Origin of the sequence: Pseudooceanicola pacificus, from assembly GCF_009789075.1 — a bacterium.
Taxonomy (GTDB): domain Bacteria; phylum Pseudomonadota; class Alphaproteobacteria; order Rhodobacterales; family Rhodobacteraceae; genus Pseudooceanicola; species Pseudooceanicola pacificus.
The window spans coordinates 361,834-386,824 of the sequence record NZ_WNXQ01000004.1 but is presented as its reverse complement, the minus strand read 5'-3'; the positions used below and the strand labels follow the sequence as shown (position 1 = coordinate 386,824).

At 65.3% G+C, this 24,991-nt stretch carries 23 protein-coding genes; 9 read left to right on the top strand and 14 right to left on the bottom strand.

The genetic code is table 11. The features are described 5' to 3' along the window. Positions 1–122: 122 nt before the first annotated feature. The gene (locus tag GLS40_RS09925) at positions 123–740 is read right to left on the bottom strand and encodes a helix-turn-helix domain-containing protein (RefSeq protein WP_160382601.1); all 618 of its coding nucleotides are present in this window, start codon (positions 738–740) and stop codon (positions 123–125) included. A gap of 185 nt (positions 741–925) precedes the next feature. Here GLS40_RS09925 and GLS40_RS09920 point away from each other — a divergent pair, with 185 nt between their 5' ends. After that, complete coding sequence (locus GLS40_RS09920; RefSeq protein ID WP_160382600.1) at positions 926–2,233, top strand: NAD(P)/FAD-dependent oxidoreductase; 1,308 nt, start codon at positions 926–928, stop codon at positions 2,231–2,233. Positions 2,234–2,287: 54 nt separating this feature from the next. On the opposite strand, the gene GLS40_RS09915 is transcribed toward GLS40_RS09920, so the two are convergent. The 4 genes from GLS40_RS09915 to GLS40_RS09900 form a co-directional block, all read right to left on the bottom strand. Then, positions 2,288–2,659, bottom strand: a complete 372-nt coding sequence (locus tag GLS40_RS09915) for a VOC family protein (RefSeq protein ID WP_160382599.1) — start codon at positions 2,657–2,659, stop codon at positions 2,288–2,290. A 77-nt stretch (positions 2,660–2,736) separates the two neighbouring features. Continuing rightward, positions 2,737–4,194 (bottom strand): NAD-dependent succinate-semialdehyde dehydrogenase, encoded by a 1,458-nt coding sequence (locus tag GLS40_RS09910; RefSeq protein ID WP_160382598.1) that lies wholly within the window; start codon positions 4,192–4,194, stop codon positions 2,737–2,739. Beyond that, positions 4,191–5,171, bottom strand: coding sequence for a transketolase family protein (locus GLS40_RS09905; protein WP_160382597.1), 981 nt, complete (start codon positions 5,169–5,171; stop codon positions 4,191–4,193). The genes GLS40_RS09910 and GLS40_RS09905 overlap by 4 nt, the downstream gene beginning before the upstream one ends. A gap of 2 nt (positions 5,172–5,173) precedes the next feature. Further along, positions 5,174–6,067: a transketolase gene (locus GLS40_RS09900; RefSeq protein WP_160382596.1), complete on the bottom strand. Its 894-nt coding sequence runs from the start codon at positions 6,065–6,067 to the stop codon at positions 5,174–5,176. 167 nt (positions 6,068–6,234) lie between these two features. On the opposite strand from GLS40_RS09900, the gene GLS40_RS09895 reads away from it, so the two are divergent. Further along, on the top strand, positions 6,235–7,242 hold the full coding sequence (locus tag GLS40_RS09895; protein WP_160382595.1) for an amidohydrolase family protein: 1,008 nt from the start codon (positions 6,235–6,237) through the stop codon (positions 7,240–7,242). After that, entirely contained in the window at positions 7,242–7,547 is a 306-nt protein-coding gene (locus tag GLS40_RS09890; RefSeq protein ID WP_160382594.1) for a NifU family protein, read from the top strand. The genes GLS40_RS09895 and GLS40_RS09890 overlap by 1 nt, the downstream gene beginning before the upstream one ends. Before the next feature lie 44 nt (positions 7,548–7,591). Here GLS40_RS09890 and GLS40_RS09885 read toward each other — a convergent pair whose 3' ends face one another. The 3 genes from GLS40_RS09885 to GLS40_RS09875 are packed head-to-tail and all read right to left on the bottom strand — an operon-like array spanning position 7,592 to position 9,887. Beyond that, positions 7,592–8,017 (bottom strand): cupin domain-containing protein, encoded by a 426-nt coding sequence (locus GLS40_RS09885; protein ID WP_160382593.1) that lies wholly within the window; start codon positions 8,015–8,017, stop codon positions 7,592–7,594. Continuing rightward, positions 8,014–9,081 carry an SDR family oxidoreductase gene (locus GLS40_RS09880; RefSeq protein ID WP_160382592.1) on the bottom strand — a complete coding sequence of 356 codons (1,068 nt, stop codon included), beginning with the start codon at positions 9,079–9,081 and terminating at the stop codon, positions 8,014–8,016. The genes GLS40_RS09885 and GLS40_RS09880 overlap by 4 nt, the downstream gene beginning before the upstream one ends. A 23-nt stretch (positions 9,082–9,104) precedes the next feature. After that, on the bottom strand, positions 9,105–9,887 hold the full coding sequence (locus tag GLS40_RS09875; RefSeq protein WP_160382591.1) for an SDR family NAD(P)-dependent oxidoreductase: 783 nt from the start codon (positions 9,885–9,887) through the stop codon (positions 9,105–9,107). Positions 9,888–10,066: 179 nt separating this feature from the next. Between GLS40_RS09875 and GLS40_RS09870 the strand changes: the two genes are divergently transcribed. Continuing rightward, positions 10,067–10,960 (top strand): LysR family transcriptional regulator, encoded by an 894-nt coding sequence (locus tag GLS40_RS09870; RefSeq protein WP_202076039.1) that lies wholly within the window; start codon positions 10,067–10,069, stop codon positions 10,958–10,960. A gap of 74 nt (positions 10,961–11,034) precedes the next feature. On the opposite strand, the gene GLS40_RS09865 is transcribed toward GLS40_RS09870, so the two are convergent. The 4 genes from GLS40_RS09865 to GLS40_RS09850 all read right to left on the bottom strand — a co-directional run bounded on the left by GLS40_RS09865 (position 11,035) and on the right by GLS40_RS09850 (position 15,655). Next, entirely contained in the window at positions 11,035–12,009 is a 975-nt protein-coding gene (locus tag GLS40_RS09865; RefSeq protein ID WP_160382589.1) for an ABC transporter permease, read from the bottom strand. Beyond that, on the bottom strand, positions 12,006–12,968 hold the full coding sequence (locus GLS40_RS09860) for an ABC transporter permease (protein ID WP_160382588.1): 963 nt from the start codon (positions 12,966–12,968) through the stop codon (positions 12,006–12,008). Before GLS40_RS09860 ends, GLS40_RS09865 begins: the two co-directional genes overlap by 4 nt. Continuing rightward, on the bottom strand, positions 12,965–14,482 hold the full coding sequence (locus GLS40_RS09855; RefSeq protein ID WP_160382587.1) for a sugar ABC transporter ATP-binding protein: 1,518 nt from the start codon (positions 14,480–14,482) through the stop codon (positions 12,965–12,967). The genes GLS40_RS09860 and GLS40_RS09855 overlap by 4 nt, the downstream gene beginning before the upstream one ends. A gap of 63 nt (positions 14,483–14,545) precedes the next feature. After that, positions 14,546–15,655: a sugar ABC transporter substrate-binding protein gene (locus GLS40_RS09850; protein WP_160382586.1), complete on the bottom strand. Its 1,110-nt coding sequence runs from the start codon at positions 15,653–15,655 to the stop codon at positions 14,546–14,548. Between the two features lie 613 nt (positions 15,656–16,268). On the opposite strand from GLS40_RS09850, the gene GLS40_RS09845 reads away from it, so the two are divergent. Next, positions 16,269–17,279, top strand: coding sequence for an alpha/beta fold hydrolase (locus GLS40_RS09845; protein WP_160382585.1), 1,011 nt, complete (start codon positions 16,269–16,271; stop codon positions 17,277–17,279). 169 nt (positions 17,280–17,448) lie between these two features. Here GLS40_RS09845 and GLS40_RS09840 read toward each other — a convergent pair whose 3' ends face one another. Together GLS40_RS09840 and GLS40_RS09835 are read right to left on the bottom strand one after the other, a co-directional pair. Further along, the gene (locus GLS40_RS09840) at positions 17,449–19,899 is read right to left on the bottom strand and encodes a sensor histidine kinase (protein ID WP_235905850.1); all 2,451 of its coding nucleotides are present in this window, start codon (positions 19,897–19,899) and stop codon (positions 17,449–17,451) included. Beyond that, positions 19,883–20,548 carry a response regulator transcription factor gene (locus tag GLS40_RS09835; RefSeq protein ID WP_235905873.1) on the bottom strand — a complete coding sequence of 222 codons (666 nt, stop codon included), beginning with the start codon at positions 20,546–20,548 and terminating at the stop codon, positions 19,883–19,885. The genes GLS40_RS09840 and GLS40_RS09835 overlap by 17 nt, the downstream gene beginning before the upstream one ends. A 187-nt stretch (positions 20,549–20,735) precedes the next feature. On the opposite strand from GLS40_RS09835, the gene GLS40_RS09830 reads away from it, so the two are divergent. The 4 genes from GLS40_RS09830 to GLS40_RS09815 all read left to right on the top strand — a co-directional run bounded on the left by GLS40_RS09830 (position 20,736) and on the right by GLS40_RS09815 (position 24,832). After that, entirely contained in the window at positions 20,736–21,710 is a 975-nt protein-coding gene (locus GLS40_RS09830) for a Bug family tripartite tricarboxylate transporter substrate binding protein (RefSeq protein ID WP_160382583.1), read from the top strand. Positions 21,711–21,779: 69 nt separating this feature from the next. Next, complete coding sequence (locus tag GLS40_RS09825) at positions 21,780–22,244, top strand: tripartite tricarboxylate transporter TctB family protein (protein ID WP_160382582.1); 465 nt, start codon at positions 21,780–21,782, stop codon at positions 22,242–22,244. After that, positions 22,244–23,758 carry a tripartite tricarboxylate transporter permease gene (locus tag GLS40_RS09820; RefSeq protein ID WP_160382581.1) on the top strand — a complete coding sequence of 505 codons (1,515 nt, stop codon included), beginning with the start codon at positions 22,244–22,246 and terminating at the stop codon, positions 23,756–23,758. The genes GLS40_RS09825 and GLS40_RS09820 overlap by 1 nt, the downstream gene beginning before the upstream one ends. A 57-nt stretch (positions 23,759–23,815) precedes the next feature. Beyond that, positions 23,816–24,832, top strand: coding sequence for an AbrB family transcriptional regulator (locus tag GLS40_RS09815; RefSeq protein WP_160382580.1), 1,017 nt, complete (start codon positions 23,816–23,818; stop codon positions 24,830–24,832). The last annotated feature ends 159 nt before the right edge of the window (positions 24,833–24,991 follow it).

The window sequence follows — 24,991 nt, the reverse complement described above, 5'->3', positions numbered from 1 at the left end:
CGCACTGCGCTGACCGGGCGGTGGCGCGAGGGGTCACCCCGGGGTCTGCCGGAGGGTCGGGTTCGGCCCCGGCGGATCCGCGACACCCGCAACAGGCCACCGGGTTCGCCGGCGGGCAGGTGTCAGTAGATCGCCGGCGACACGCACCAGATCAGTTCGACCGGTTCGTCGCCCTCGCACCAGTACTGATGCGTCTTGCTGGCGGCAAAGGCAAAGGAATCGCCCGCGTTCAGGATGCTGACCTCCTCTGACACGCTCAGGCCAAGCGATCCGGTCAGGACGGCGCCGCATTTGTAGCCCTCGTTCATCCGCTCGGCGGTGGAACTCATGCCGGGCGGAATCGTGATCAGCATCATCTGGATGCCGCGCACGCCGTCGGGCGTGAGCAGCGACTTGGCCATCGTGTTCTCGCCCAGGTTCATCTCGCGCCGCTCGTTGGCGCGCACGACAACCTCGTGCTGGCCCTTGGCCGGGTCGAACAGCCAGTCCAGCGGCATTTCGAGCGCGGCGCAGATCGCCTTGATGGTCGAGAAGTTGGGCGAACTGATCCCGCGTTCGATCTGGCTGAGCATCCCGATCGAGATCCCCGCCGATTCCGCGACGGTCTTCAGCGACAGCCGCCGCATCTTGCGGCGGTCGCGCAACCGGGCAAAGGCCGCCTCGTCCATACGGGGGCGGGAATGCGGTGCAAGCGTCGAGAGAGGCGAGGCCGCGGCGGTCTTGCTCGGACTGGATGGCACGTGCTCACATCTCCCTGCGGCTTGTGCCGCTCCCTGAGGTATTGTCACAAGTAGAGGGTTTGGCGCGTTTGCGCTACAGGAAATGAAATTGTGAAGAATCTCGTGGAAAACTTCATATGCCTGGTGCAAGTTCCCGATGCGGCCGCCAGAGATCCCTCGGCACCCGTGCAGGCACAGGACAGGTTATGAAGCTCGTCGATTTTGTCACCACTCGCCCGGGCCGACCGATGCCCGGCTCTCTCTACGCCGAAGAGGCACGCAGCACCGAACGTGAGCGCGAGCCGCTGCGGGCCGAGGTGACCTGCGAGGTCGCCATCGTCGGGGCCGGGTTCACCGGCCTTTCCACCGCGCTGCACCTTGCCCAGATGGGGGTGGACTGCGTCGTGCTGGAGGCGAACGAGCCGGGCTGGGGGGCGTCGGGGCGCAATGGCGGCCAGATCAACCCGGGTCTGAAACACGGGCCCGACGAGGTGGCCGCCCGGTTCGGTCCCTGGGCGGTGCGTTTCTCGCAAGACGCGCCGGACCGGGTGTTCGAACTGGTGGAGTCGCACCAGATCGCATGCGACATCAGGCGCGGCGGCACCCTTCGCGCGGCGACGGATGACATCCACATGGCCCAGCTTCGCGATCTTGCGGGCCAGATGGGGCGCCACGGCCTGCCCTGCGAGCTGCTGAGCGCCGAGGATATGGCCCATGCGACTGGCACGCCCTCCTATGCGGGCGGTCTGTTCGATCCCAAGGGCGGGCAGATCAATCCGCTGAAATACGCCCGGGGGCTGGCGGCGGCGGTCCGCGCCCAGGGGGTTGCGATCTGGTCCAACAGCCCGGTGGTGAAGGCCGACGAGCAGGGTGGACACTGGACCCTGACCGCCGGCGAGGGCCGCGTGCGGGCCAGGAAGGTCCTGTTTGCCACCAATGGCTACACCGACGGGCTGGTCCCGCGCCTGCGCCGCTCGGTCATCCCGGTATTCAGCTCGATCCTCGCCTCGGCGCCCCTGCCCGAAGAGATGGCGGCCAGGCTCCTCGCGGGCGGGCAGTCCTTGTTCGAGGTCGGCCCGGTGACGACCTATTACCGGGTCGATGCCTCCCTCCGGCTGATCTTTGGCGGACGTGGCCGGATGGGGGATGCGAACGGCCCCGGTGCCTTTCCCTCGCTGGCCAGCTATGCCGAACGGCTCTGGCCCGGGATCGGACAGGTCGGGTGGGAATACGGCTGGAACGGCCGGGTCGCCCTGACCCAGGATCACTATCCGCATGTGCATCGTTACGGCGAAACCGGGTTCGCCTGTGTGGGGTTCAACGGCCGGGGCGTCGCGATGGCCACGGCCATGGGGCGAGAGCTGGCGGCGATGCTGGTTGCGGGCGACACACACGACCCCGTCTTTCCGACCAGCCCGATCAAGACGATCCCCTTCCAGCCCTTCTGGCCCGCAGGCGTGACCCCTGCCCTGGCCTGGGCCCGGTTCAAGGAACGGATCGGCGGCGCGACGTGAGCCACGGCCCGCTGGCCGCCGGGCCACGGGGCACGGGCGGGATGGCGGCCGCAATCACGCGTCGCGAAAGACCACCTCGATGACTGGCCCAAAGGGGGTTCGCAGGAAAATCCGGCGCTCCTCCAGTTCGGGCAGGGCCATGCGCGAATAGGCAATGCCCAGCTGGTTCAGCCTGGCGCAGAACGCGTCATGGCCCGTCAGCCGAAAGCCCACATGGTCCCAGGCCTCTGACGCGGTATCGACGTCGGTGCCCGGCACGCCGATGATGTGCAGGATCGGGTCGCCTTCGGAAAAGAGCCAGTGGCCCGGAATGCGCTGGATGGCGCGGGGGCGTGGCCTTTCGACAAGCCGATCGAAGACCGCGAGGAAGAAATCGCGCGTCTCGGCCGGATGCGCCGTCCGGATCGTCACATGGTCAAGCCGCATGATCTGGCCCGGGCCGGATCGCCGCCCGGCAACGAAGGTGCTGTCGCCGCCGGGCGCTGACAGGCAGCCGCCGGACCTCAGAACTGCTGACAGACATATTTCGTTTCCAGGTAGTCCTCCATGCCAAGCTGCGCGCCTTCGCGGCCCAGGCCGGACTGTTTCACACCCCCGAACGGCGCGACTTCGGTCGAGATCGCCCCCGTGTTGATCCCAAGCATCCCAACCTCGACGGCATTGGTGATCCGCTCGATCGTGGCGGGCGACTGCGAGAACAGATACCCGGCCAGACCGTGATCGGAGGCATTGGCCAGCGCGATGGCTTCCTCCACGGTCGCAAACCGCACCAGGGGGGCGACGGGGCCGAATATCTCTTCCTGCACAAGACGCATGGCCGCGGTGACCTCGGCGACGACCGTCGGTTGAAAGAACGTTCCGCCCGCGCCCGCGCGCTGGCCGCCAACGGCGATCCTGGCCCCCTGCCCTACGGCATCGGCGAGCAGCGTTTCGACCTTGCGGGCGGCGGCCTCGTCGATCAACGGCCCGATTGCGATGCCAGCCTGCCTGCCATCGCCGACGGTCAATCCCTTGACGGCATCGCTCAGCGCGGCGGCAAAGGCGGTATAGATGCCGCTCTGCACATAGATGCGGTTCGCGCAGACGCAGGTCTGGCCGGCGTTCCGGAACTTGGCCGCCAGAACACCCTGCACCGCCGTCGGTATGTCCGCGTCGTCGAACACGAGGACCGGCGCATTGCCGCCCAGTTCCATCGAACATTTCTTGATGGTGCCCGCGGCCTGCGCCAGAAGCAGGCGGCCCACTTCGGTCGAGCCCGTGAACGTCAGTTTCCGCACCACGCCGGATGTGGCGAACAGCGTCCCGATGGTAGCGGAGTCGCGCGACGGGACCACGGAAAACACGCCCGCCGGAACACCGGCCCGCCGCGCGAGTTCGGCCAGCGCCAGTGCGCTGAGCGGCGTGGCCGAGGCCGGTTTCAGCACAACCGGGCATCCGGCGGCCAGTGCGGGCGCCACCTTTCGCGTGATCATCGCATTGGGGAAATTCCACGGCGTGATGGCCGCCACCACTCCGATCGGTTCCTTGCGCACCGACAACAGCACGTCGCTGCGGTGGCCGGGCAGAATGGCGCCGTTGATCCGCCGCGCCTCTTCCGCGAACCAGCGGATATACGAGGCGCCATAGTCGATTTCGGCCAGGGCCTCGGCCAGCGGTTTGCCCTGCTCCGAGGTGAGGATCAGGGCGAGGTCTTCGCGTGCCTCCAGCACCAGGCGATACCAGTCCAACAGGACATCCGCCCGGGCCTTTGCCGTCTGCGCGCGCCACGCCGACCAGGCCGCCGCCGCGCTGTCGAGCGCCTGCGCGGCCTGCGCGACCGATACGCTGGCGACCAGGGCGATCCCGCCGCCCGTTGCCGGATCGCTCACGCTGATCCGGGTGTCGGGCGCGCCATCCGTCCAGGTGCCGTCGATGAAGGCCTGGGTGCGAAACAGGCCGGGGTCCTTCAGCCCGGGGATCACGACAGCAGCCCCCGCGCGACCTGCTCGATCCCCCCGGCATCGAGCCTGTAATGGTGATAGAGATGCGTCGGCGGCGCGATCAGGCTGTATTCGTCCATGATTCCGTGCCGTGTCAGCCTGACGCTGCCGCCGATATCCGCCAGCACCTCGGCCACCGCGCCGCCAAGGCCGCCCAGCACATTGTGCTCTTCGACCGTCAGGATCTGGCCGGTCCGGCCCGCAACATCGCGGATCAGCGCGGCGTCGAGCGGCTTGACGGTGTGCATGTCGATCAGACCGACGGAATGGCCCGCCTCCGTCAGCGCCTTGGCCGCCAGATCGGCGGGATGCACGGTCGATCCCGTGGCGATGATCGTCAGGTCGCGTCCGGTGCTGCGCTCGATCCCCTTGCCGATCTCAAGGACCGGCGGGGTGCCGTAAATCTCGGGGTCGCGCCCCCGGCCGATCCGGAAATAGATCGGCCCGGCCCAGTCCCGCGCCGCGCGGATGAGGGAGCGCAGCTGATTGCCGTCGGAGGGGGCAACCACCGCCAGCCCGGCAATCGCGCGCATGATCGCCAGATCCTCGGTCGCGTGATGGGAGGTGCCGTAAAAGCCGAGCGAGATGCCCGCATGATGGCCGACCAGCCGCACCGGAAGCTTGGAATAGGCCACGTCCATCCTGATCTGTTCACAGCACAGCAGCGCCAGGAAAGAGGCGAATGTCGCGACATAGGGGCTTTGGCCGCAAGCGGCCATTCCCGCCGCCGCCGAGACCATGTTCTGCTCGGATATGCCGAACTGCACAAAGCGGTCCGGCGCGAGGCGTGCGAATTTCTCCAGACCGTTGGAATACTGAAGGTCCGCCGTGCCGGCGACAATCGGAACGCCCGCCGCGATTTCATCGAGAAGCGCATCGGAGAAGTGATCGAGGCCCGGCGTCAGCGCGTTGAGCGCGCGGTATTGCCAGCTGTTCGCGGATTGCGGTCTTGCGGACATGGTCATGCCTCCATCGCGTTGATTTCGGCAATCGCGCGTTCGGCATCGCCCGGGTCGAGATAGCCGAGATGCCAGCCCGGGTCCGTCTCCATGTAGGACACGCCCTTGCCTTTCACGGTCCGGGCGACAACCATCGCCGGCCGTGTGCGGGCCGCATCGGCACGCAGCGCCCGGAACAGGGTCGCCAGGGCGGTGACGTCATGCCCGTCGACCACGTGGACCTCCCAGCCGAAGGCCTGCCATTTGTCGACGATGGGTTCGACGCCGATCACGTCGTCCACCGCGCCGTCAAGCTGATAGCCATTGCGGTCGATGATCCCGACCAGGTTGGACAGACCGTAATGCGCCCCGAAAAGAGCCGCTTCCCAGACCTGGCCTTCCTGCAATTCGCCGTCGCCGATCATGACATAGGTGACATAGTCCTGCCCCTGCATCCGGGCCGACAGCGCCATGCCGCAGCCCGCTGAAAGGGCGTGGCCGATGGATCCGGATGAGAAGTCGATCCCCGGCACCTTGGTCATGTCGGGATGATCGCCCAGCGGATTCCCGAGCCGGGTGTATCCGTCCAGAATGTCGCGCCCGAAATATCCAAGGTCCGCGAGGATGGGAAACAGGCCCACGGCGGCATGTCCCTTGCCCATCATGAACCGGTCGCGGTCTGCCCAGTTCGGGTCATCCGACAGCCGCATCGCGTCGTAGTAGAGGACCGAGAACAGCTCGGCCGCCGAAAAGGCCGAGGTGTAATGGCCGACTTTCGCGATCTCGATCAGGCGGACGGTTTCAAGGCGGCTGAACCTGGCCCTGTCCTTCAACAGCCGAACCCTCTCGGCATCGGGCGCAAAGCGGGTATCGGCCGAAAGCGCCGGGGTGGCATGCGGTGTCGTGGCGGTCGTCATCAAATCCTCCCGAGTAGTGCCCTGTCTCTAGCGGAAAAACCGGGGGCCCAGATTTGAAATAAATTCACATCAGTCGTGGTGTTTCTTCGCTCTCTCGCGCGTCACCCGCGCTGCTAGCCTCGGCTGGGGCGGCGCTGCCGCCATGTCTTACTTTCGGGAGGAACGTGATGAAGGACGGGATGTTCGTCTTTGATGCGGCTGTGCATTGTCAGGATTTCAGCGACACCCAGATCAAGAAGGGCCAGGACGGGCGGCGCGTGCGCATCCTTCGTGACCAGTTGACGGGTTTCATCAATCTGACCGGACGGCGCGGACCGCCCCCCGAGGTCGAGACCTTTTCGAACCCCGATCTCGACTGGGGCAACAAGATGCTGTTCGAAAACGCCGATACGGACATGGCCTGTGCCTGCTCCGTTCCGCTGTTCGCCCACTGGCGCGCGGGCCTTGGCCCTGTCGAGCTGAGCCATGCGCTGGTCGAGTCCAATCCGCAGCGCATCGTGCTGACCGGCGGTGTCGATCCCGTCTACCAGGGCCTGGACTTTGCGCTGCAAGAGATGGAACGCCAGGTCACCGAGCTGGGCGCCGTGTCGATGAAGTTCTACCAGTACCAGTCACGCGGCTGCAGCTGGCGAGCCGACGACCGCGACATCGCCTATCCGCTGTGGGAAAAGGCCATCGAGCTTGGCATCAAGATGGTGCAGTTCCACAAGGGCTTTCCGCTGGAACTGGGCCCGGTCGAGGCCTTTCGCCCCAACGATCTGCAATATGCGGCGGCGGATTTTCCCGAGCTGAACTTTGGCATCCACCATCTGGGCGACCCCTATGTGGACGAGACAATCTCGATCGCCAGCCGGTTCGAGAACATGTACCTGATCCTGCCGCTCTGGTTCAATCAGTACTACCTGCAGCCGCACAAGATGCTGCACCGGCTGGGTGACGCCCTGCTCTACGTCGGTTCGGACCGCATCTGTTACGGGTCCGAGGCCTTCATCTGGCCCCATGTCCAGACCTATATCGACACCGTCGCCACGATGCAGTTTCCAGACGAACTGCAGGACAATTACGGCTATCCGGAAATCACCCGCGAGATGCGCGAGAACATCCTGGGCAAGTCCTTCGCGCGGGGTCTGGGCATCGACCTAGAGGTCAAGAAACGCGAACTGGGTCTGGTCTGATGGCGATTGATCAGCAGCAGCTTGCACAGGCGCTCGACATGGTCCGGCCGCTGATCCTTGGCCACGGCGGAGATATCCGTGTGGTCGAGGACAGCCGGCAGGAGGGCAGAGTGCAGGTCCAGCTTGTGGGGGCGTGTCGTGCCTGCCCGAACATCGCCATGACATTTGTCGGCCCCGTGCGCACCGCCCTGCTGGCGGTCGACGGGATCACCGAGGTCGAATGCGGGCAGGTCCGGTCCAGCCCGCGCACCCTTGCCCGGCTGGCGGGGATCCTCGGGGCCGCGCCCGTCGGGTCCGCCTCGTAACAAGACCGCCGCCGCCCGGTATCGACCCCGGGCGGCGGCGATGCTCAACCCAGCGGGAGGGGCGGGTTGGCGCTGTCGAGGAATTCGACCGTCGTGAACGACAGGGTCGTCTCGCCGATATTTTCCAGATCGTGGATCATGCAGTCCCCCGCGGCGAAGGCGAAATGCCGCGTCATCCCGGCGTGGTAATCCGTCTCGCAGACCGCGCCCGTCGCATAGCGCGAACGGGCACGGCCGGGCCCGAGCACCGTCCAGAAGTAATCGAGCTGATGGCGGTGGAACCCGGCCCGCTCGCCCGGCGCGAGAGAGAGCGCCCAGACCCGCACCCGGGCGGTTTCCGACAGCAGCACCTTGCCGACCCTGCCGTTGTCCCGCCCCCCGGCGAGGTATTCCTCGCGCAGGTCGGCGCTCCAATGTGCGGGCGGCTCGGGCGCCCCGCTGGCCGCTGTGTCGGTGGTGTCCGGGGTCATGGGATGACCCGTTCCCGGCGCAGACGGTCGAACACGTCGACGAAGGAGCGCGTCGTGTCCTGAAACCCGTCAAAGCCCAGCTTGCGGCTCTTGTTCATCGAGTTCACGCATTCCATCGGCCGGCCAAGGTCGAGGTCCGTGTGCCAGGGAGAGGCCAGCCGGTCCAGCGCGATAGGTTGAAGCCCGTGCTTCTGGACCAGGCCGTCCCAGATCGGCCCCATGTCCTTCATCCGCTCGTCGAGCGAGTTGTAGACGCCTGGATATTCGCCCACCGGAATATCGAAATAGGCGGCGATTTCGGCCCACAGCCTCTGCCAGCGGAAGACGTCGCCATTGGCGGTGTTGAAGGCCTCGTTGCGGGCATTGGGCTCTGTCGAAGCCCAGACGATCTGCCTGGCCAGCAGACGCGCGTCGGTGATGTCGTTCAACCCGTTCCAGGCCGTGGGATGGCCCGGAAACACGAAGGGCGCGCCGGTTTCCTTGCAGATCGACGCATAGGCCGCGAGCGTGGCCCCGATGTTCATCAGGTTGCCGACCGCGTAGCCGATGATGGTGTGCGAGCGATGCACCGACCAGCCAAAACCGGCCCGCGCGGCATACTCCATCACCACGTCTTCCAGCGCGTAGTAGAAGTTCATCTTTTCCAGCCGCGCGGCGTCTTCGCGGAAGGGGGTCACCGGCGTGTTCTTTGCGTAGTCCTCGAACGGGCCGAGATAGTGCTTGGTGCCTGTCACGACGGCGACATGCTCGACACAGGACTTGCCGGCAAAGGCGTCCAGAACGGTCCGCAGCATCCCGCTGTTGAGGCGGATATTCTCGTCCTCGTTCCGGCCAAGCGTCCAGGTGCAGTAATAGATATGCGTTGGCGCCAGATCGGACAGCGCCGCGATGGCCGCCTCGCGGTCCAGCAGGTCGACCTTGTGGCTGGTCATGAAGGACGACCCGAGCGGGGGCCGCCGGGACAGGCCGTGGATCTCCCAGCCTCCCAGATCGGACAGGTGTTCGGCCACGTTCAGGCCGACGATGCCGGTGGCCCCGACAACTAGAGCTCTTTTCTCGTACATGGGAATTCTCTTGGCTTGAGGGTCTACAGGATCGAATGGATGGCGCCGCCGTCGGCGCGCTGCGTCGTGCCATTCATCGCGGTATTCGTGGCCAGCTGGACAATCGCCCGGCCATGCATTTCGGGGTCGATAAGCCGCTGGATCAGCGATCCGGGCTGATCGTTTTCGAAAAAGCCCTTCATCACCTCGTCGAAGGAAACGCCCCGCTCGGTGGCGATTTCCTCGAAATAGTCTCTGACGCTCTGGGTTGCGGTCGGCCCCGGCAGGTAGGTGTTGACCCGGACATTGGTGCCGCGGGTCATCTCGGCCAGCGCCCGCGACAGGCCCAGTTGCGCGGTCTTCGTCACCGAATAATGCACCATGAAGGGGATCGAGCGGATCGCCGCCTCGGAGGCGATGAAGATCACCGATCCGGCGTCACGTTCCAGCATGGATTTGAGGACGGGCCGCGTGATGCGGATGCCCGTCATCACGTTGATGTCGAAATATTCGTGCCAGCGTTCGTCGCTGATGGATTGAAACTCCTCCACGTCGAAGCGCCCGATGTTGTTCACCAGAACCGCAACCGGGCCGAATCCTTCGGCGAATGCATGCAGGGCCTGCGTGCCCTCGGCGGTTGTCAGATCGGCCACGACCCCTTTGGCGCGCGGCCCGATCTCGGCCGTTGCGGCCGCAAGCTTTGCCTCGTCGCGCCCGTTGATCACCACGATCGCACCTTCGTCGTGAAAGCTCTTGGCGGTCGCGAACCCGATGCCCGAGCTGCCGCCCGTCACCACGACGACCTTTCCGTCCAAGCCAAAATCCATCTGTCTCTCCCTAAAGTTCCGCGATCTGCCGGGTGGCATTCTGGTCCCGCGGAAACTCGCACATTTCTCACTTGTGAACATGAGAGCTATCTGGCACATGATTTTTGAATTCGTTTCACAAGTGGGAACTGTGGGGATCACCCGGGAAAGGGTCTGCGATGCTGAACAGAGGCGGCGAAATGGAAGTGTTCGTCAGGGTTGTCGAATACGGCAACTTCAGCGCGGCGGCCCGTGCGCTGCACCTCACGCCCTCGGCGATCAGCAAGCTCATCTCGCGGCTTGAGGACCGGCTGGGCGTGTCGCTGGTGGTGCGTTCGACGCGCGGTCTCCAGCTCACCCGCGAAGGCGAGGTCTTTTATGACCGGGCGCACAAGATCGTTTGCGACATCGAACAATCCGAGCGGATGGTGACCCATGCCTCCGACGATGCGAGCGGTATCCTGTCGGTCAATTCCAACATCCCGTTCGCGCAACATTGCCTGCAGCCGATCATCCCCGATTTCCTTGCGGCCTATCCCGGCATCGTGCTGAACCTGGTGCAGAGCGACCTGCCGGTGGATCTGATCTATCAACGCGCCGATGTGGCGATCCGCACGGGCAAGCTGGTGGATTCGTCGCTCAAGGCGCGCAAGCTGCTGGAAAGCCCCCGCCATGTCGTGGCCGCGCCGGCCTATCTGGAAAAGTTCGGCATGCCCAAGCATCCCAACGACCTGAAGCAGCACAACTGCCTGAACTTCAACCTCAAGCGCAGCCTGGACATCTGGCCCTTTCAGGAGATGGAGAAGGGCACCCCCACCCGGATCGACCAGCCGGTGAGCGGCAATATCCAGGTGGACAATGGTGAGACGATGCGCCGCCTCGCCATCGCGGGGCTTGGCCTGGCCCGCCTGTCCGAATTTCACGTGATGCCGGACATTCAGGCCGGCCGCCTCGTCCCCGTGCTGGAGGATTTCAATCCCGGCGACCGAGAGCCTGTTCATGCCCTGTTCGTGAACCAGGAACACCTGGCCTCGCGCATCCGGGTCTTCCTGGATTTCGTCATCGCCGCGATCAAGACCCAGACCCGGACCTAGCTGCACGGTGCTCCGCCGGATCGCGCGCCGCCGCAGGGTCCGGCGGCGGCGCGGAACTGATTTGACACCCCGGCTCAGCTGCGCGTGTCGCGCAGGCTGTAGAAGCCGACCATCACGATGATCACGACGCCATAGGCGATCTGCTTCAGCGCCTCGGGCGCCTGCATGATCGACAGGACCGAGGCCAGCAAGGTGATCAGGATCGCCCCGGCCACCGTGCCCGAATAATTGCCCCGCCCGCCGAACAGGCTGGTGCCGCCCAGCACGACCGCGGCGATCCCCGGCAGCAGATAGGGGTCCCCCATCCGCTGGTAGGACTGACCGGCATAGCCGGCCAGCAACATGCCCGCAAAGGCCGAACACAGCCCGGCAAAGACAAAGCTTGCCACGATCACGCCCCGCGCCGGCAGCCGCGTCAGATAGGCGGTCACCTCGGAGGTGCCGACCATGTAGATGTTGCGCCCATAGGTCGTTCTGCGCAGCACGAACAGCACGACAAGCGACACCACGGCCCAGGCGATCAGGATGTTGGGCAGGCCCGCCGTCCTGCCGGTTCCGAACCAGGTCATCAGGGTGGAGGGCTGGCTGGCCCGGGCGTAATAGCCCGAGAAATAGACCAGCACGCCCAGGATCACGTTGTTGGTCGCCAGCGTCCAGATCATCGAGGGGATGCGCAGGATCGCGACCCCGATGCCGTTGACCAGCCCGATGGTCGCCCCCACCAGCAGCCCGGCCAGCAGCCCCGTCTCGCTGATCCAGGGCTGCGGATCGCTGCCGACAACGGCGGTGGCGACCGTCGCCCCCGCCGTCATCGTCCAGGGCACGGACAGGTCGATATGGCCCAGAAGGATGACCAGCATCGCCCCCGCCGAGACGATGCCCAGAAAGGCGCCGGTCTGCAGTTGCTGGGCCAGGTAGGTCGGCGAGAAGAACTGCGGATATTGCAGGCCGCCAATGACCAGCAGGGCCAGGATCGCAAGGATGTTCGCCAGCGTCGGCCCGTCGACGGGCAGCTTGGGCCTGGCCTTGGTCACGCTCACGTCGCTCATTTGAACATCTCCAGTCGATGGGTGATCCGCAGCAGGCGGAGGGATCCGAAGGCGACCGCCGACAACAGCACCATCCCTTCGAAGAACGGCTGCGCCAGCGGGTCGATCCCGTTGAAGAAGATCAGGCTGCCGATGGTTCTGAGGATCAGCGCACCGGCGATGGAGCCGATGACATAGCCGACCCCTCCGGTCAGGGCCGTGCCGCCGATGACCACCGCTGCGATGGAGTTCAGCGTATAGGACAGCCCGATGGAGGGATCGCCCGACAGAGTCTGAAAGCCGATATAGAGACCGCCGAGCGACGCGAAGAAACCCGACAGCGCATAGGCGAGCACCTTGGCCCGGCGGACCGGCAGGCCCGACGCATAGGCCGCGTTTTCCAGCGACCCCGCGGCAACGATGGTACGCCCCGTCCGGGTCTTGCGGATCGGATACCAGATCAGCGCGCTGCCCGCGATGACGAGGAAGGCCGCCGGAATGGTGTCGGCGACGGTCCATGTCATCACGTCGGCAAATGCCGCGTCGATGGAGCCGCCGGGGATCGGGCGCACGATCAGGGCCAGCCCCGAAAAGATCGCGCCCGTCGCCAGTGTCGCGATGATCGCCTGCAAGCGCCCAAAGACGACAACCAGCCCGTTCAGTGTTCCGCAGGCGGTGCCCACCAGAACGACGGCCACGACGCCAAGCGCGATCTCGGCCGGAGTCCCGTCCACCAGATGCGAGGCGACACAATTGCTGAGCGCCAGGATCGGGCCGATGGACAGGTCGATGCCCCGGGACATGACCACGATGGTCTGGCCGACCGCCAGCAGCGCAAGCGCCGTGCCCTGGTTGGACCATGCGGTGACCACACCCAGAGTCAGCCCCCTGGGATGGATCGAAATGAAATAGGTGAAGAGCAGCACCAGAATGGTGATCGAAATCAGGGGCCGCCCGTGCCGGGCGAGAAAGACGTTCATGCGCGGGCCTCCTGCATGGCAGGGGATGTGACGCCCAGGCGAAGCGCGCTCGACAGGATGTTTTCCTCGGTCAGCGCCGCGCCTTCGAGGCTGGCCGCGATCTGCCCGTCATAGACGATGAGCGCGCGGTCACAGAGCCCGATCAGCTCGTCATAATCGGTGGAGTAGATCAGGATCGCCTTTCCGGCGGCAGCCAGATCCCGCAACAGGCGATAGATCTCCTGCTTGGTGCCGACATCGATCCCCCGCGTCGGGTCGATCAGCAGCAGGATATCGGGATCGACGGCAAGCCATTTCGCCAGCACGACCTTTTGCTGGTTCCCGCCCGACAGGGTTTCCACGGCGCTGTCAAGATCGCCGACCTTGATCTGCAGCTTGTCGACCAGACCCCGGGCATAGGCCTGTTCGCGTTTGCGGTCGACGATGCCGAAGCGCGAGAACGCCCCCTGCCCCGTCGCGGTCAGATTGCGCCCGACGGACAGCGGCAGGAAAAGCCCCCCGGTTTTCCGGTCTTCGGATACCAGCGCAAAGCTGCCCGTCCCGGTGGTCCCGTCGCCGCCGTGGAGCGTGACAGTTCCCTCCACACCGATCAGCAGCCCGGACACCGCCTCTAGTATCTCTTGCTGGCCCTGACCGTCCAGACCGCCAAGCCCGACGATCTCGCCCGCGCGGAGCTCGAACGAAATGTTTTTCAGCCGGTCAGTCCAGCTTAGCCTGTCGACCAGCAGGCGTGTCGGTCCAAAGGTCGCGGGGTCGCTCTTTTGCGGATAGATCTGTTCGATCGGGCGGCCGATCATCATCTGCACCACCTGCTGGTCGGTACGCGCGCCGCTGCGGTAGGTCTCGACATGCCGGCCGTTGCGGAAGACCGAGCATGTATCGGCCAGCTCGTCGATTTCGTGCATCCGGTGCGAGATCAGCAGGATCAGCACGCCCTGATCGCGCAGCCTGCGCAACAGCCGCATCACGGGCTGAACATCCGATGCGGTCAATGCCGATGTCGCCTCGTCAAGAATGAGGATGCGGGGATTGCGCACCAGCGCCTTGGCGATTTCCACAAGCTGCCGCTTGGACAGCGGCAATTCAGAACAGCGTGCATCGACGTCGATATCCTGCCCTACCCCCATATCCGCGAAGATCCGGCGTGCGATCTGTATCTGCCGCGTGCGGTCGATCAGCCCGAACCTGGTCCTTGGCGGATCCGCGAGGCAGACATTGGCGGCGACGGACAGATCGGGAATGACCGACAGTTCCTGGAAAATGCACACGACACCGGCCCGCGCGGCCTCGGTGGGCGAGCGAAAGTCCACCGGCGCACCGTCGACCTTCATCTGGCCCTCGCTCGGCCGGATCGTCCCGGCAAGCAGCTTCATCAGAGTGCTCTTGCCCGCCCCGTTTTCCCCCAGGATGGCGTGAATCGAACCCGAACGGGCTTTGAAGTCGACACTGTCCAGCGCCACAATTCCGCCGTAGCGTTTTCCGACGCCCGACAGCTCCAGAATGGGATCTCCCATCGTTTCCCTCCCCACAATCCGGTCGGGCCGACGTGGAACCGTCAGCCCGAGCCGTGATCGTCCTCAGTTGTTGTCAATCGTCTGCGCGTTGATCTCGTCGGGCGACAGAACCATGTCCTCTCCGCAGACCGCATAGCCGGTGACGGTTTCAAAGGTGTCGGGCTGATCCGGGAAGTAGTTTACGCCTTCGACCATGTCGGCCGTCTCGACATAGGGCGTGGGCAGGTTCACCGTCGAGGGCAGCGTTTCCCCCTGCAGCAGCGCAATTGCCGCGCGCAGGGCAATCGGACCCTGACCGGGCGAGGTCGAGACCGAGATGCCGGGGATATGGTTCCTGACCAGGCCAAGCACAAAGCCGTTCTCGGCATCGCCGCCGACGGGGACGATGGGATGCCCGGTTGCCGCGATGGCATTGGTCACACCGCGGCAGCCATGCTGACAGATGAAGGCGTCGAAATGTTCATGCACCGCGATGGCGTCTGTCGTGACCTTCTGGACCGTCCCGGTGTCCCAGTTGCCGACCACTTCGACCGTCTCGATGCCGGGGTAATTCGCCAGAACCCGCGCCACGCCGACCTGGCGGTCGCGGTCGGTGGAATTGCCCTGAATCCCCCGGACGATCAGGACCTTGCCTTCGGGTTTCTCCATCTGGTTGACGACGGACTGCGTCTTGATCTCGCCCTCGAACTCCGTCCATTCCGGCGTGATGCGCAGCACGCGCTCGCTGTCCACCGGGTTGTCGAAGGATACCAGAACCGTGCCGGCGCGCTCGGCCCGGGTGATCACCGCCTGAAAGGCGGTCGGGTTGACCGCGATAAATACCACGGCGTCGTAACCGGCCTGGATGAAGTTATCTATGGCGGCGATCTGGGCGGCCACGTCGCCGCCGGTCGACACCACGTTCAGTTCCGCGATGTTCTTGGCGTTTTCGGGACGTTTGGCCCAGGCCCGCGTGGTCTTGATCATCTGTTCCCGCCACGGGATGCCGGTATGGCCATTGACCAGGGCGATGCGGTAGGGGCCTTCGCGCCCTTCGTAGCTGACAGTGGTCTCGATCCCCTTGGCCGGGATATAGCAGGAAGGCATGTAGGTGTCGGCAAGAGCGGCCTGCCCGCTCATCACGGTCATCGCGATGGTCAGGGTCGCATTGCGGAACAGTGCGGGTGTGAACATTGGTTTCCTCCAAGTTGGTCGCAGGGGTTCCTCCTCCCCCGCGCTACCGCCCTTTTCGGGCTGTCAGCCAAGTTGAGACGCAACGCGACCTGCGCACAATTGGCAAAGCTGGACAGTCTTTTGTGAACAAATTTCACATAAGACCCCGGTCAGGCGACAGCATCCCGCGCAGGCCTTTTCCCGCATAACCGGGCGCGCGGACCGCCGGGACGGAACGGAGACGGCCCCGGGGACAGTTCGCCACAGGTCGATGGGCTGCCCGGCAAGCGCGGTTATGGCACGGGAGGTCCCGGTGCCTGGCATGTTCGGGCGGATGCCGGTTGGCGGGCCGGTCGCTCTTGCCAGACTGATGCGACAGGCGCAGTCGCACGTGACGCCTTGGTCGAGGACGGACAACGGTGCCGCGCTTGTGTCTGTTGCTGTGGCCTCGGCGGCGGTCGCCCCCGCCAGCCGTTTCATACCAGCCGTTACGATTTCGTTGACTCGGCAGATCCCATAAGATACCGACCGTTACTGTAACGACTGTTACAATAACACCCACGGGTCACCTGCGCGGCATCTGATGCCTTCTGGCATGGCCCCGCACTCCATAGTCCGATGAAGGAAACCGACCATGACACCACTCACAAGGCATGCCATCGCGCTCGGCTTGTTGCTTGCCACAGGCGCCACCATGCCCGCATGGGCGCAGGCGGCCGACGCTTCCTCCGCGACAGAAGCAACGCTGGAACTGACCCCAAGCCTGGGGGCTGACACCGGATTCCGGCACCATCGCACCGCCGTCGGGGATGTCCGTCTGCACTATGTGCGGGGCGGCGAGGGGGAGCCGCTGATCCTGTTGCACGGCTGGCCGACAACATGGTGGGAGTGGCACAAGATCATGCCGGGGCTGGCAGAGACCTTTGACGTCATCGCGGTCGATACCCGTGGTCTCGGCGACTCCACCCGCCCGGAAAGTGGCTATGAAAAGGATGTCATCGGCGAGGATATCGTCGCCCTGGCGCGCCAGCTTGGCCTCACGCGCTTTTCCATCGCGGGGCACGATCTGGGCGGACAGGTCGCCTTTGCCATTGCGCGCAATCACCCCGAGATGGTCCAGCGCCTCGCCATCCTCGACGTGCCCCTGATGGGCATGCCCTATTCCGAGGCGCTTGCCCCCTGGCATTTCGCATTCAACGCGGTGCCGGACCTGCCGGAAGCGCTGACCCAGGGCCGCGAGCGCATCTTTCTCGACATTTTCTGGAGCGGGTTCACCTACAATCCCCGCGGTTTCGACGAGGCGGACATCCAGGAGTTCCTGCGCAGCTATACCGCAGTGGGCGCCATGCATGCGGGGTTCAACTACTACCGCGCATTCGACAGGGACGCGGCAGCGAACAGGGCATGGTTCGAGGCAGGCAACAAGCTGGACATGCCGGTTCTGTGGCTTGGAGGCGAAGGCACTGCCGAAGCCGACATCGCCGGGGCCGGCCTGATCAGCACCGGCAACCTGCTGGAATTGCAGTTGGAAAACGCTGCCACGGATCTGCGCGGGCAAAGCCTTGCAGGTTGCGGCCACTGGCTGGCGTCGGAATGCCCGGAGCGAACGGAACAGCTGCTGAACGACTTCTTCAGTGGCAACTGACATCCGGTCATCCCGGTTTCCAAGGCGCAGTCAGGGTGCGCCTTGGCCCGCGACCCGTCACCGGGAAACCGGCGCTCCGGGCACTCTCGACACAGCGAAGGGCGGCTTGCGGGACCGCGCGACCCTGGACGGCCTCCGCAGTGATCGCCACCTCAGATGGCAGGACTGGTCAGTCCGGCGGGAACCCCGAGTCCGTGGTGTCCCAGCCTTCCAGAAACTCCGCCTTCTTGCGCGCGTCCAGAAAGGTCAGCAGGCCGGGTCCCAGCTTGATCGGCAGAAAGCTTCCGGCGAAGTCGCGCAGATCGAAATGACCCGCCGCAAACGTGTCCGCAGTCGGAAGAAGCGGTATCAGTTCGGATTCCCGGGCCAGAACTGTCTGTCCCTCCGTCAGCAGAAAGGCGATGAACCGTTCCGCCATGTCCGGGTGCTGCGCATCCTTCGGAACAAAGGCGGTTCGGGCCATCACAAGGTTGTAGTCGCTCATCAGGTGAACCCCGATACGGTCGTCCTGCGCGGCAGCCGCCAGGGCATAAGACCCGATCGTGTTGATCGACAGGGCAAGATCGCCCTTGGCTGTCGCGGCGATCATCTCGGAGGTACAGCAGAATTTTCGAACGTTGGCGCGGGTCAGAACCTCGGTCATGCGCGACGATTGCAGCCCCTGCACCACGTCCTGCGTCGCAAAGAGGTATCCGATGCCCGAGCGGCGCAAATCATAGATGCCGATTTTCCGGTTCAGGCCTGTTTCGTTGCTGCGGATGTAGTTGATGAGTTCCCGATGTTCCTGCGGCAGGGTGCCGGGCGCGATCAGCTCGACGTTGTAGACGATCGCCGCGGGTTCGAAGGTAAAACCGAACAGCTCTGACCGCCAGACCGCCCAATCCGGAAGCTGAACGACATCCGGGATCGACAACGGCAGCGCCAAACCGCGATTGACCAGGTCGACCTGCAGATCCATCGAAGAGCTGATGACGATGTCGGGCATTTCCGCCGGGCTGGCAGCCATGACCGCTGCGTGAAGGTCGACCGTCTGGTACTCGCGATAGCTGACGGTGACCCCGGGATTCAGGCTTTCAAACCGTTCCATCAGTTGGGTCATCGCGGCCGTATCGGTTGCGCTGGCGATATTCAGCGACACGTTCTCCTGTGCCGCGACCGGAAGCGGGGCGATCCAGATCGCAAGCATCACCATCATGGCCGCGCCAACGGCTCGGGCGGTCTTCTGCGACAGCATGCGGGGGAAACGCATTTCGGCGCGCAAGCCGCCGGCGGGCGAGGTGCCAAGCACCAGCCGGGCATCGTGGCTCTCGGCGACGGCGCGCACGATGGACAGGCCCAGGCCCGATCCCGCCGTGTCCTTGGCGATGGATGTGAACCGCTCCGTTGCGCGGGCGCGGTCGGCGGCTGCGATACCGGGGCCTGCATCCTCGACGATCAGCGACACGTGGTTCGGCCCGGTGGACTCGAGCGTGACATCGATCGTGTTGTCGGCCGGCCCGTGGCGCCGCGCGTTTTCCAGCAGGTTCGACAGCGCCTCCCGGATCGAGATCGCGTCGCCCCGGACAAGGTCGTCGCCCGCCACGATGCTGTCTGCGGAGAGTGTCACCGTGACACCGCGCATGTCGCTGTCGCGCAGCATGTCCGTCAGAACTTCGGTCACGATGGGCTTGAGCGCGACGGGTTTCAGCATGTCGGTTTCAGAGCGGTGCGTGACCATCGCCTGGGTCAGCAGCTGGTTGGTCAGACGGACCGTGCGGCGCGCCTGACTTTCGGCCTTCTGCACACGCACGGCCATATCGTCAAACGACGTCGCATCCCCGGCAAGAGACAGCTGACCCTGCAGGGCCGACAACGAGGTGCGGGTCTGGTGCGCGACATCGGCTATGAAGGTCTCGGTCAGGGTCCGGTTGGAATGCAGCCTGCGCATGAAACCGTTGATGGCGTCCAGCAGCCCGCGGATTTCGCGGGGCGGTGCGCCGTCAATCTGCGACAGATCCGCGGGATCGCGGTTCTGCAGCGCCTGCGCCAGCTGGCGCAGCGGGGCAAGTGCGACGCGGATTGCGACCCATACGAAGCCCAGCCCGATCAGCGACACGCAGGCAAGCCCCGCCATGCCGTTCACGAAAAGCGACAGTTGCTGGGCCGAGCGTCCCGCCCGTGTCTGCCCGATCTGCACGCCCACCCAGACCCGCCCCGTCGGCGTGGTCAGCTGTCGCCCCTGTTGCACGAAGCGAAACGGCGCGCCGAAATCCGCGTCATAGAATACGGGTGCGGCGCTCAGCTGCGTGTCACGCGGTTCCGGCAGGTTCGGCGTGCCGGTGATTTCGCCCTCAAGGTCGGAAAAGACGCGGTAGGTCACGCGGTCTTCCGGCGCAAGGCCCAGGATCTCCATCGCGGAGTAGGGCAGATCCACGGTGATGCCGGACGGGCCGGTAGACACGCGGTCGAGCACGGACAGGGCCGCACCTGCAAGCAGCAGATCGTAGGTCCTGTTGGATGCATCGCGGGCATAGTTCCACAGCAGGACCGATATGATCAGCAGCAATGCCGAGAACCCCATCGCCATCGCCGCCAGCAGGCGGCGTTGCAGCGAATAGCTGCGGTCACTCTTCGGCGACATAGGCCATGTATCCCAGCCCGCGTGCCGTCTTGACCACCAGCGGCGTGCCTTCCAGCTTCTTGCGCAGCCGCGCCACGATCTGTTCGACGGCATTGAGGCTGGGCGCCTCGTCAAAGCTGTAAAGCTTGTCCGCGACTTCCTCCTTGGTCAGCATCCGGCCAAGGTTTCCGATCAGGATTTCCAGCAACTGGATCTCGCGGGCGCGCAATTCCGCGTCCTGCCCCCGGACGGTCGCCCGTTTCGCACCCCGGTCAAAGACAAGATCGCCCGCAGTGAAGACATTGCTCGCGTTTCCGGCCTTGCGCCGGGCCAGCACGCGGCAGCGGGCCGAGAGTTCGCGGAAATCCACAGGCTTGACCATGTAGTCGTCGGCACCCGCGTCCAGACCCGACACGCGGTCGTCGATCTGGCTGCGCGCGGTCAGGATGATGACCGGAGTCTGGTCGTCGCGGGCGCGCATGGAACGCAGCACCTCGTACCCGCTGCGCCCGGGCAGGTTGATGTCGAGCAGGACGATATCGAATTGGGCATGACGCAGCAGGCTGTTGGCCTGATCGCCGTTCGACTCGCGGTCGATGGAATGGCCTTCGGACCGCAGGCGATCAATGATCGTCTCGGCAAGGTCGTCGTTATCTTCCACCAAAAGCATCCGCATGACGGCAATCTACAGGCTTACGAAGACCGGGCATAGCCATGCCAGAGCTTGTCAGCTTGGTGACAGGGATAGGTCAGGATCGCGAAAGCCAGGCCACAGCAAGGCGACAGGCTGACAGGTTAAGAGACGGTTGGGGGCGCCCGTCGTCCCGTCACACACGTCTCAATGGGAGGAGCCCCCAATGACCCTGAACCGTTTCTGCGCCGCCGCACTGATGGCCGCCAGCCTGACCCTGCCGACCTTTGCCGCCGCCGAAGTCGACAGCCCCGAATGTGTCGCACCGGCCCAGCCCGGCGGCGGTTTCGACCTGACCTGCCGTGTCGCGCAGACCGGCCTTGCCGCGCAGTTCGGCGCGCCGATGCAGGTGACCTTCATGCCCGGTGGCATCGGCGCCGTGGCCTTTAACCTGTTCAACACGACCCGCACCGACGACGCCAATGCCATCGTTGCCTTCTCGACCGGCTCGCTGTTGAACATCGCAACCGGCAAATACGGTGCATTCACCGAGAACGACGTGCGTTTTGTCGGCACCGCCGGTGCGGATTTCGGCGCGGTCGTCGTGAAGGCCGACAGCAAGTACACCTCGCTCGAACAACTGATGGCCGATCTGGCCGCGGATCCGTCCAGCGTTGTCGTGGGCGCCGGTGGCTCCGTCGGGTCGCAGGACTGGATGAAGGCCGCGCTGCTGGTCCGTGAAACCGGCGCGTCGCCGATGAAGATGCGCTACGTCGCCTTCGACGGCGGCGGCGATGCCATCGCAGCCCTTCTGGGCGGGTCGATCGAAGTCTACACCGGTGACGTCGGCGAAATGGCGTCGCACATGGAAGCGGGCGACATGCGCGTGCTGGCCGTGATGGCGGACGAGCGCCTGGGTGGTGCCTTTGCCGAGGTCCCGACCGCGAAGGAGCAGGGCTTTGACGTCGAATGGACGATCATGCGCGGCTTCTACATGGGCAAGGACGTGTCGGACGCTGACTACCAGACCTGGGTCGATGCCTTCAAAGCCGCCTATGCCACCCCGGAATGGGAGCAGGTGCAGACCGAAAAGGGCCTGCTGCCGCTGAACCTGGCCGGTGACGAGCTGAAGGCGCGGGTCGATGCCAACATGGCGACCCTGCGCGAGATCGCGACCGAAGCCGGTCTGATCCAGAAGTAACCGCGCCAAGGGACGGCACCCCGTCGCGGGGCGCCGTCCCTTTTCCATTTCCTGCTCAGAGGTGCTGCCATGGCTGACCGGATTTTTGCCGGCCTTCTGCTTCTGGTGACGCTGGCCTACGGGTTCATCGCGTTCACCATCATCAAGGCCCCGTTCCAATACGACCCCCTCGGCCCGGAAAGCTGGCCGCAGATCCTTTCTGTCGTCGCGGTGCTGTGCATCCTCGGCGTGCTGTGGAAGCCGGATGTCGAGCACCTGAACGTCGCGGGCCGGACGTGGTTCCGCCTGGGCACAATGGTCGTGCTGCTCTTCGCCTATGCAGAGCTCTACGAGCCGCTCGGCTTCATCCTGTCCACCATCCTGTTCGGCACGATCGTGGCGCGGATGCTGGGCGCGGCCTGGATCAGGGCCGGGCTGTTCGGCCTGGGTGCCGGTGTGCTCGGCTGGCTGCTCTGCGTCGAGATCCTCGACCTGAACCTGCCCGACGCCGATCTGCTGGCGCAGGCCTATTCTCTTTCTGAAGGAACGATCTGATGGGCGACGTCCTTTCGGGGCTGGCGACCGGTTTCGGTGTCGCGCTCATGCCCTTCAACCTGATGCTGGTCCTGCTGGGCTGTTTTGCCGGCACTCTCATCGGCGCCTTGCCGGGGCTTGGCCCGATCAACGGCGTGGCGATCCTGCTGCCGATTGCCTATGGCCTGGGCTTTCCGCCCGAAAGCGCGCTGATCCTGCTGGCGGGCATCTACTACGGTGCGGAATACGGCGGGCGGATCTCGTCGATCCTGCTGAACGTGCCGGGGGATTCCGGCGCCGTCATGACCACGCTGGACGGCCACCCGATGGCCCTGAAGGGCGAGGCCGGGCGCGCCCTGTCCCTGTCGGCGGTCGCAAGCTTTGTCGGTGGCACCATCGCCGTGGTGCTGATGTCGCTGTTCGGCCCGCTGCTGGCGCAGTTCGCCGTGACCTTTTCGCCCGCCAACTACGTCGCCCTGATGGTCTTCGCCTTTGCCTCGCTCGCCTCGCTGGTCGGCAAGAGCACGGTCAAGACCCTGCTGGGCGCGCTGATCGGCCTGATGCTGGCCACCATCGGCATCGACAGCAACACCGGTGTGGCGCGCTACACCTTCGGTCTGCCCGACATCCTGGCCGGGATAGATTTCCTGATCGTGGTTGTCGGCCTGTTCGGCATGGCGGAACTGCTGCACCTGGTCGAACAGCAGGTCAGCGGCAAGCTCAAGACCCTGCCGGTGGACAAGAGCTTTGTCCGCTGGGCGGATCTGGCCAGGACCAAATGGACGATCCTGCGCTGTTCGCTGATCGGGTTCTTCATCGGCGTCCTGCCCGGCACCGGCGCGTCGGTCGCCTCGGCCGTGGCCTATGGCACGGAAAAGCGGATGGCGGGTGCGGAGGGGCAGAAGACCTTTGGCACCGGTGACGTGCGCGGCCTTGCCGCCCCGGAAGCGGCCAACAACGCGGCCGCGGGCGGTGCGATGGTGCCGATGCTGACGCTGGGCATTCCCGGTTCGGGCACCACCGCGATCCTGCTGGGCGCCTTGCTGATGTTCAACATCCAGCCCGGCCCGCTGATGTTCGCCCAACGGCCCGAAATCGCCTGGGGTCTGATCGCCTCGATGTATATCGGCAACGTCGCCCTGCTGATCATCAACCTGCCGCTGGTGGGGCTTTTCGCCCGGATGCTGACGATCCCGCAGCACTACCTGACGCCGCTGATCGCGATCCTGGCCTTCGTCGGCATCTACTCCATCGTCGGCAACCCGTTCGATCTGTTCATGATCACCTGGCTCGGCATCTTCGGGTGGTTCCTGCGCAAGCTCGACTTCTCGCTCGCGCCCGTCATCCTCGGCTTCGTGCTGGGCGGTCTGTTCGAGAACAACCTGCGCCGCGCGCTGTCCATTTCTGGCGGCGACTGGATGATCCTGGTGGACAACTGGAAAAGCCTGCTGCTCTACGCGCTTGCACTTCTGGTCGTCGCCGTGCCGGTCTGGATGGGCCGCCGCGCGCGCAAGATGGCCGAAGCCGATATCTGAGCCTGCGCCGGCCCGCCGCGCGCGGGCCGGTCCGGAACAACATGCGAAAGCTGACAGATGACCCCTGAGGTCAAGAAGACGTTGACCGCAGGACTGATCGGAACGGGCGGCGCCGTGTGCGCCGCCCTTGCCGGTTTGCCCGCCGCGGGGTTGATCGGGTCCAGTATCGCCGTGGCCGTTGCGGCGACCTGCGGCGTCGCGATGGCGATCCCGCAACGCCTGCGCGACGTGGCCTTTGCGGTCATCGGCATATCGCTGGGCGCGGGGGTACAGGCCGATGCGCTGCAGCAGATCGGATCCTGGTCGGTCAGTCTGCTTGTGCTGGCCCTGTCGCTGGTGGCAACATTGCTCTGCGGCGCCGCCCTGTTGCGCCGGGTCTTCGGCATGGACGCCGAAACCGCCCTGCTGGCCAGTTCGCCCGGCACCATGTCGAACGCAATCGCCATCGCGCTGGAGGGACGCGGCGACGTCACGGCGATCACCATCCTGCAGGTCATGCGCCTGCTCGTGCTGGTGGCCGTCGTGCCGCCGATCGCCTCCGCGCTGGATGCGCAGCCGGGCCTGCTGTCCGCTCCTGCACCGATGGGGACGGTTCCGCTGGTCGCGCTTGCGGGGGCCACGCTGGGCATCGGCATTCCCGCCGCGCGCCGGAACCTGCCCGCCGCCTGCCTGCTGATCGGCATGATCCTGAGTGCGTCGGCCCATGTCACCGGGCTGGCGCAGGGCCCGGCGCCCGGCTGGGTGATCTTCGCGGCCTTTGTGGTCACCGGCACCGCCGTCGGCACGCGGCTGACCGCGATCTCGCCGCGCGCCTTGCTTGCGATGGCGCGTGCGGGGGCCATGCTGATCGGCACGACGGTCGCCATGTCGCTGGCTTTCGCATCGTTGACGGCGGTGCTGACGGGGCTGCCCTGGGGCCAGATCTGGATCGCCTATGCGCCCGGCGGGGTCGAGGCGATGGCGGCCATCGGCCTTGCGCTCGGGTATGACCCGGCATTTGTCGCCATCCACCACTTTGCCCGGATCGTTCTTCTGGTCATTCTGGTCCCGCTGCTGTTCAGGCGTCGCAGGTAAACGCGCGGCCGGGGCCGAGGGCCCACGGCGGACGGACCGGCGGGCGGGATGCCAGCGGGCTCCGTGCCCTGGCACACCCTGGCAGAACGCAACCTCCGTCACCGCGTTTCATGGCCGGTGACATCCGTGCCGTGCACCGTGCTTTCCGATCCTGACAAC

Bases quoted from the DNA above. Each gene is read 5' to 3' on its own strand.
- GLS40_RS09905 (WP_160382597.1), bottom strand. From the start codon at position 5,171: ATGTCCGCAAGACCGCAATCCGCGAACAGCTGGCAATACCGCGCGCTC.
- GLS40_RS09855 (WP_160382587.1), bottom strand. From the start codon at position 14,482: ATGGGAGATCCCATTCTGGAGCTGTCGGGCGTCGGAAAACGCTACGGC.
- GLS40_RS09875 (WP_160382591.1), bottom strand. From the start codon at position 9,887: ATGGATTTTGGCTTGGACGGAAAGGTCGTCGTGGTGACGGGCGGCAGC.
- GLS40_RS09900 (WP_160382596.1), bottom strand. From the start codon at position 6,067: ATGACGACCGCCACGACACCGCATGCCACCCCGGCGCTTTCGGCCGAT.
- GLS40_RS09865 (WP_160382589.1), bottom strand. From the start codon at position 12,009: ATGAGCGACGTGAGCGTGACCAAGGCCAGGCCCAAGCTGCCCGTCGAC.
- GLS40_RS09890 (WP_160382594.1), top strand. From the start codon at position 7,242: ATGGCGATTGATCAGCAGCAGCTTGCACAGGCGCTCGACATGGTCCGG.
- GLS40_RS09860 (WP_160382588.1), bottom strand. From the start codon at position 12,968: ATGAACGTCTTTCTCGCCCGGCACGGGCGGCCCCTGATTTCGATCACC.
- GLS40_RS09850 (WP_160382586.1), bottom strand. From the start codon at position 15,655: ATGTTCACACCCGCACTGTTCCGCAATGCGACCCTGACCATCGCGATG.
- GLS40_RS09830 (WP_160382583.1), top strand. From the start codon at position 20,736: ATGACCCTGAACCGTTTCTGCGCCGCCGCACTGATGGCCGCCAGCCTG.
- GLS40_RS09895 (WP_160382595.1), top strand. From the start codon at position 6,235: ATGAAGGACGGGATGTTCGTCTTTGATGCGGCTGTGCATTGTCAGGAT.
- GLS40_RS09840 (WP_235905850.1), bottom strand. From the start codon at position 19,899: ATGTCGCCGAAGAGTGACCGCAGCTATTCGCTGCAACGCCGCCTGCTG.
- GLS40_RS09880 (WP_160382592.1), bottom strand. From the start codon at position 9,081: ATGTACGAGAAAAGAGCTCTAGTTGTCGGGGCCACCGGCATCGTCGGC.
- GLS40_RS09825 (WP_160382582.1), top strand. From the start codon at position 21,780: ATGGCTGACCGGATTTTTGCCGGCCTTCTGCTTCTGGTGACGCTGGCC.
- GLS40_RS09885 (WP_160382593.1), bottom strand. From the start codon at position 8,017: ATGACCCCGGACACCACCGACACAGCGGCCAGCGGGGCGCCCGAGCCG.
- GLS40_RS09870 (WP_202076039.1), top strand. From the start codon at position 10,067: ATGGAAGTGTTCGTCAGGGTTGTCGAATACGGCAACTTCAGCGCGGCG.
- GLS40_RS09845 (WP_160382585.1), top strand. From the start codon at position 16,269: ATGACACCACTCACAAGGCATGCCATCGCGCTCGGCTTGTTGCTTGCC.
- GLS40_RS09820 (WP_160382581.1), top strand. From the start codon at position 22,244: ATGGGCGACGTCCTTTCGGGGCTGGCGACCGGTTTCGGTGTCGCGCTC.
- GLS40_RS09915 (WP_160382599.1), bottom strand. From the start codon at position 2,659: ATGCGGCTTGACCATGTGACGATCCGGACGGCGCATCCGGCCGAGACG.
- GLS40_RS09815 (WP_160382580.1), top strand. From the start codon at position 23,816: ATGACCCCTGAGGTCAAGAAGACGTTGACCGCAGGACTGATCGGAACG.
- GLS40_RS09920 (WP_160382600.1), top strand. From the start codon at position 926: ATGAAGCTCGTCGATTTTGTCACCACTCGCCCGGGCCGACCGATGCCC.
- GLS40_RS09835 (WP_235905873.1), bottom strand. From the start codon at position 20,548: ATGCTTTTGGTGGAAGATAACGACGACCTTGCCGAGACGATCATTGAT.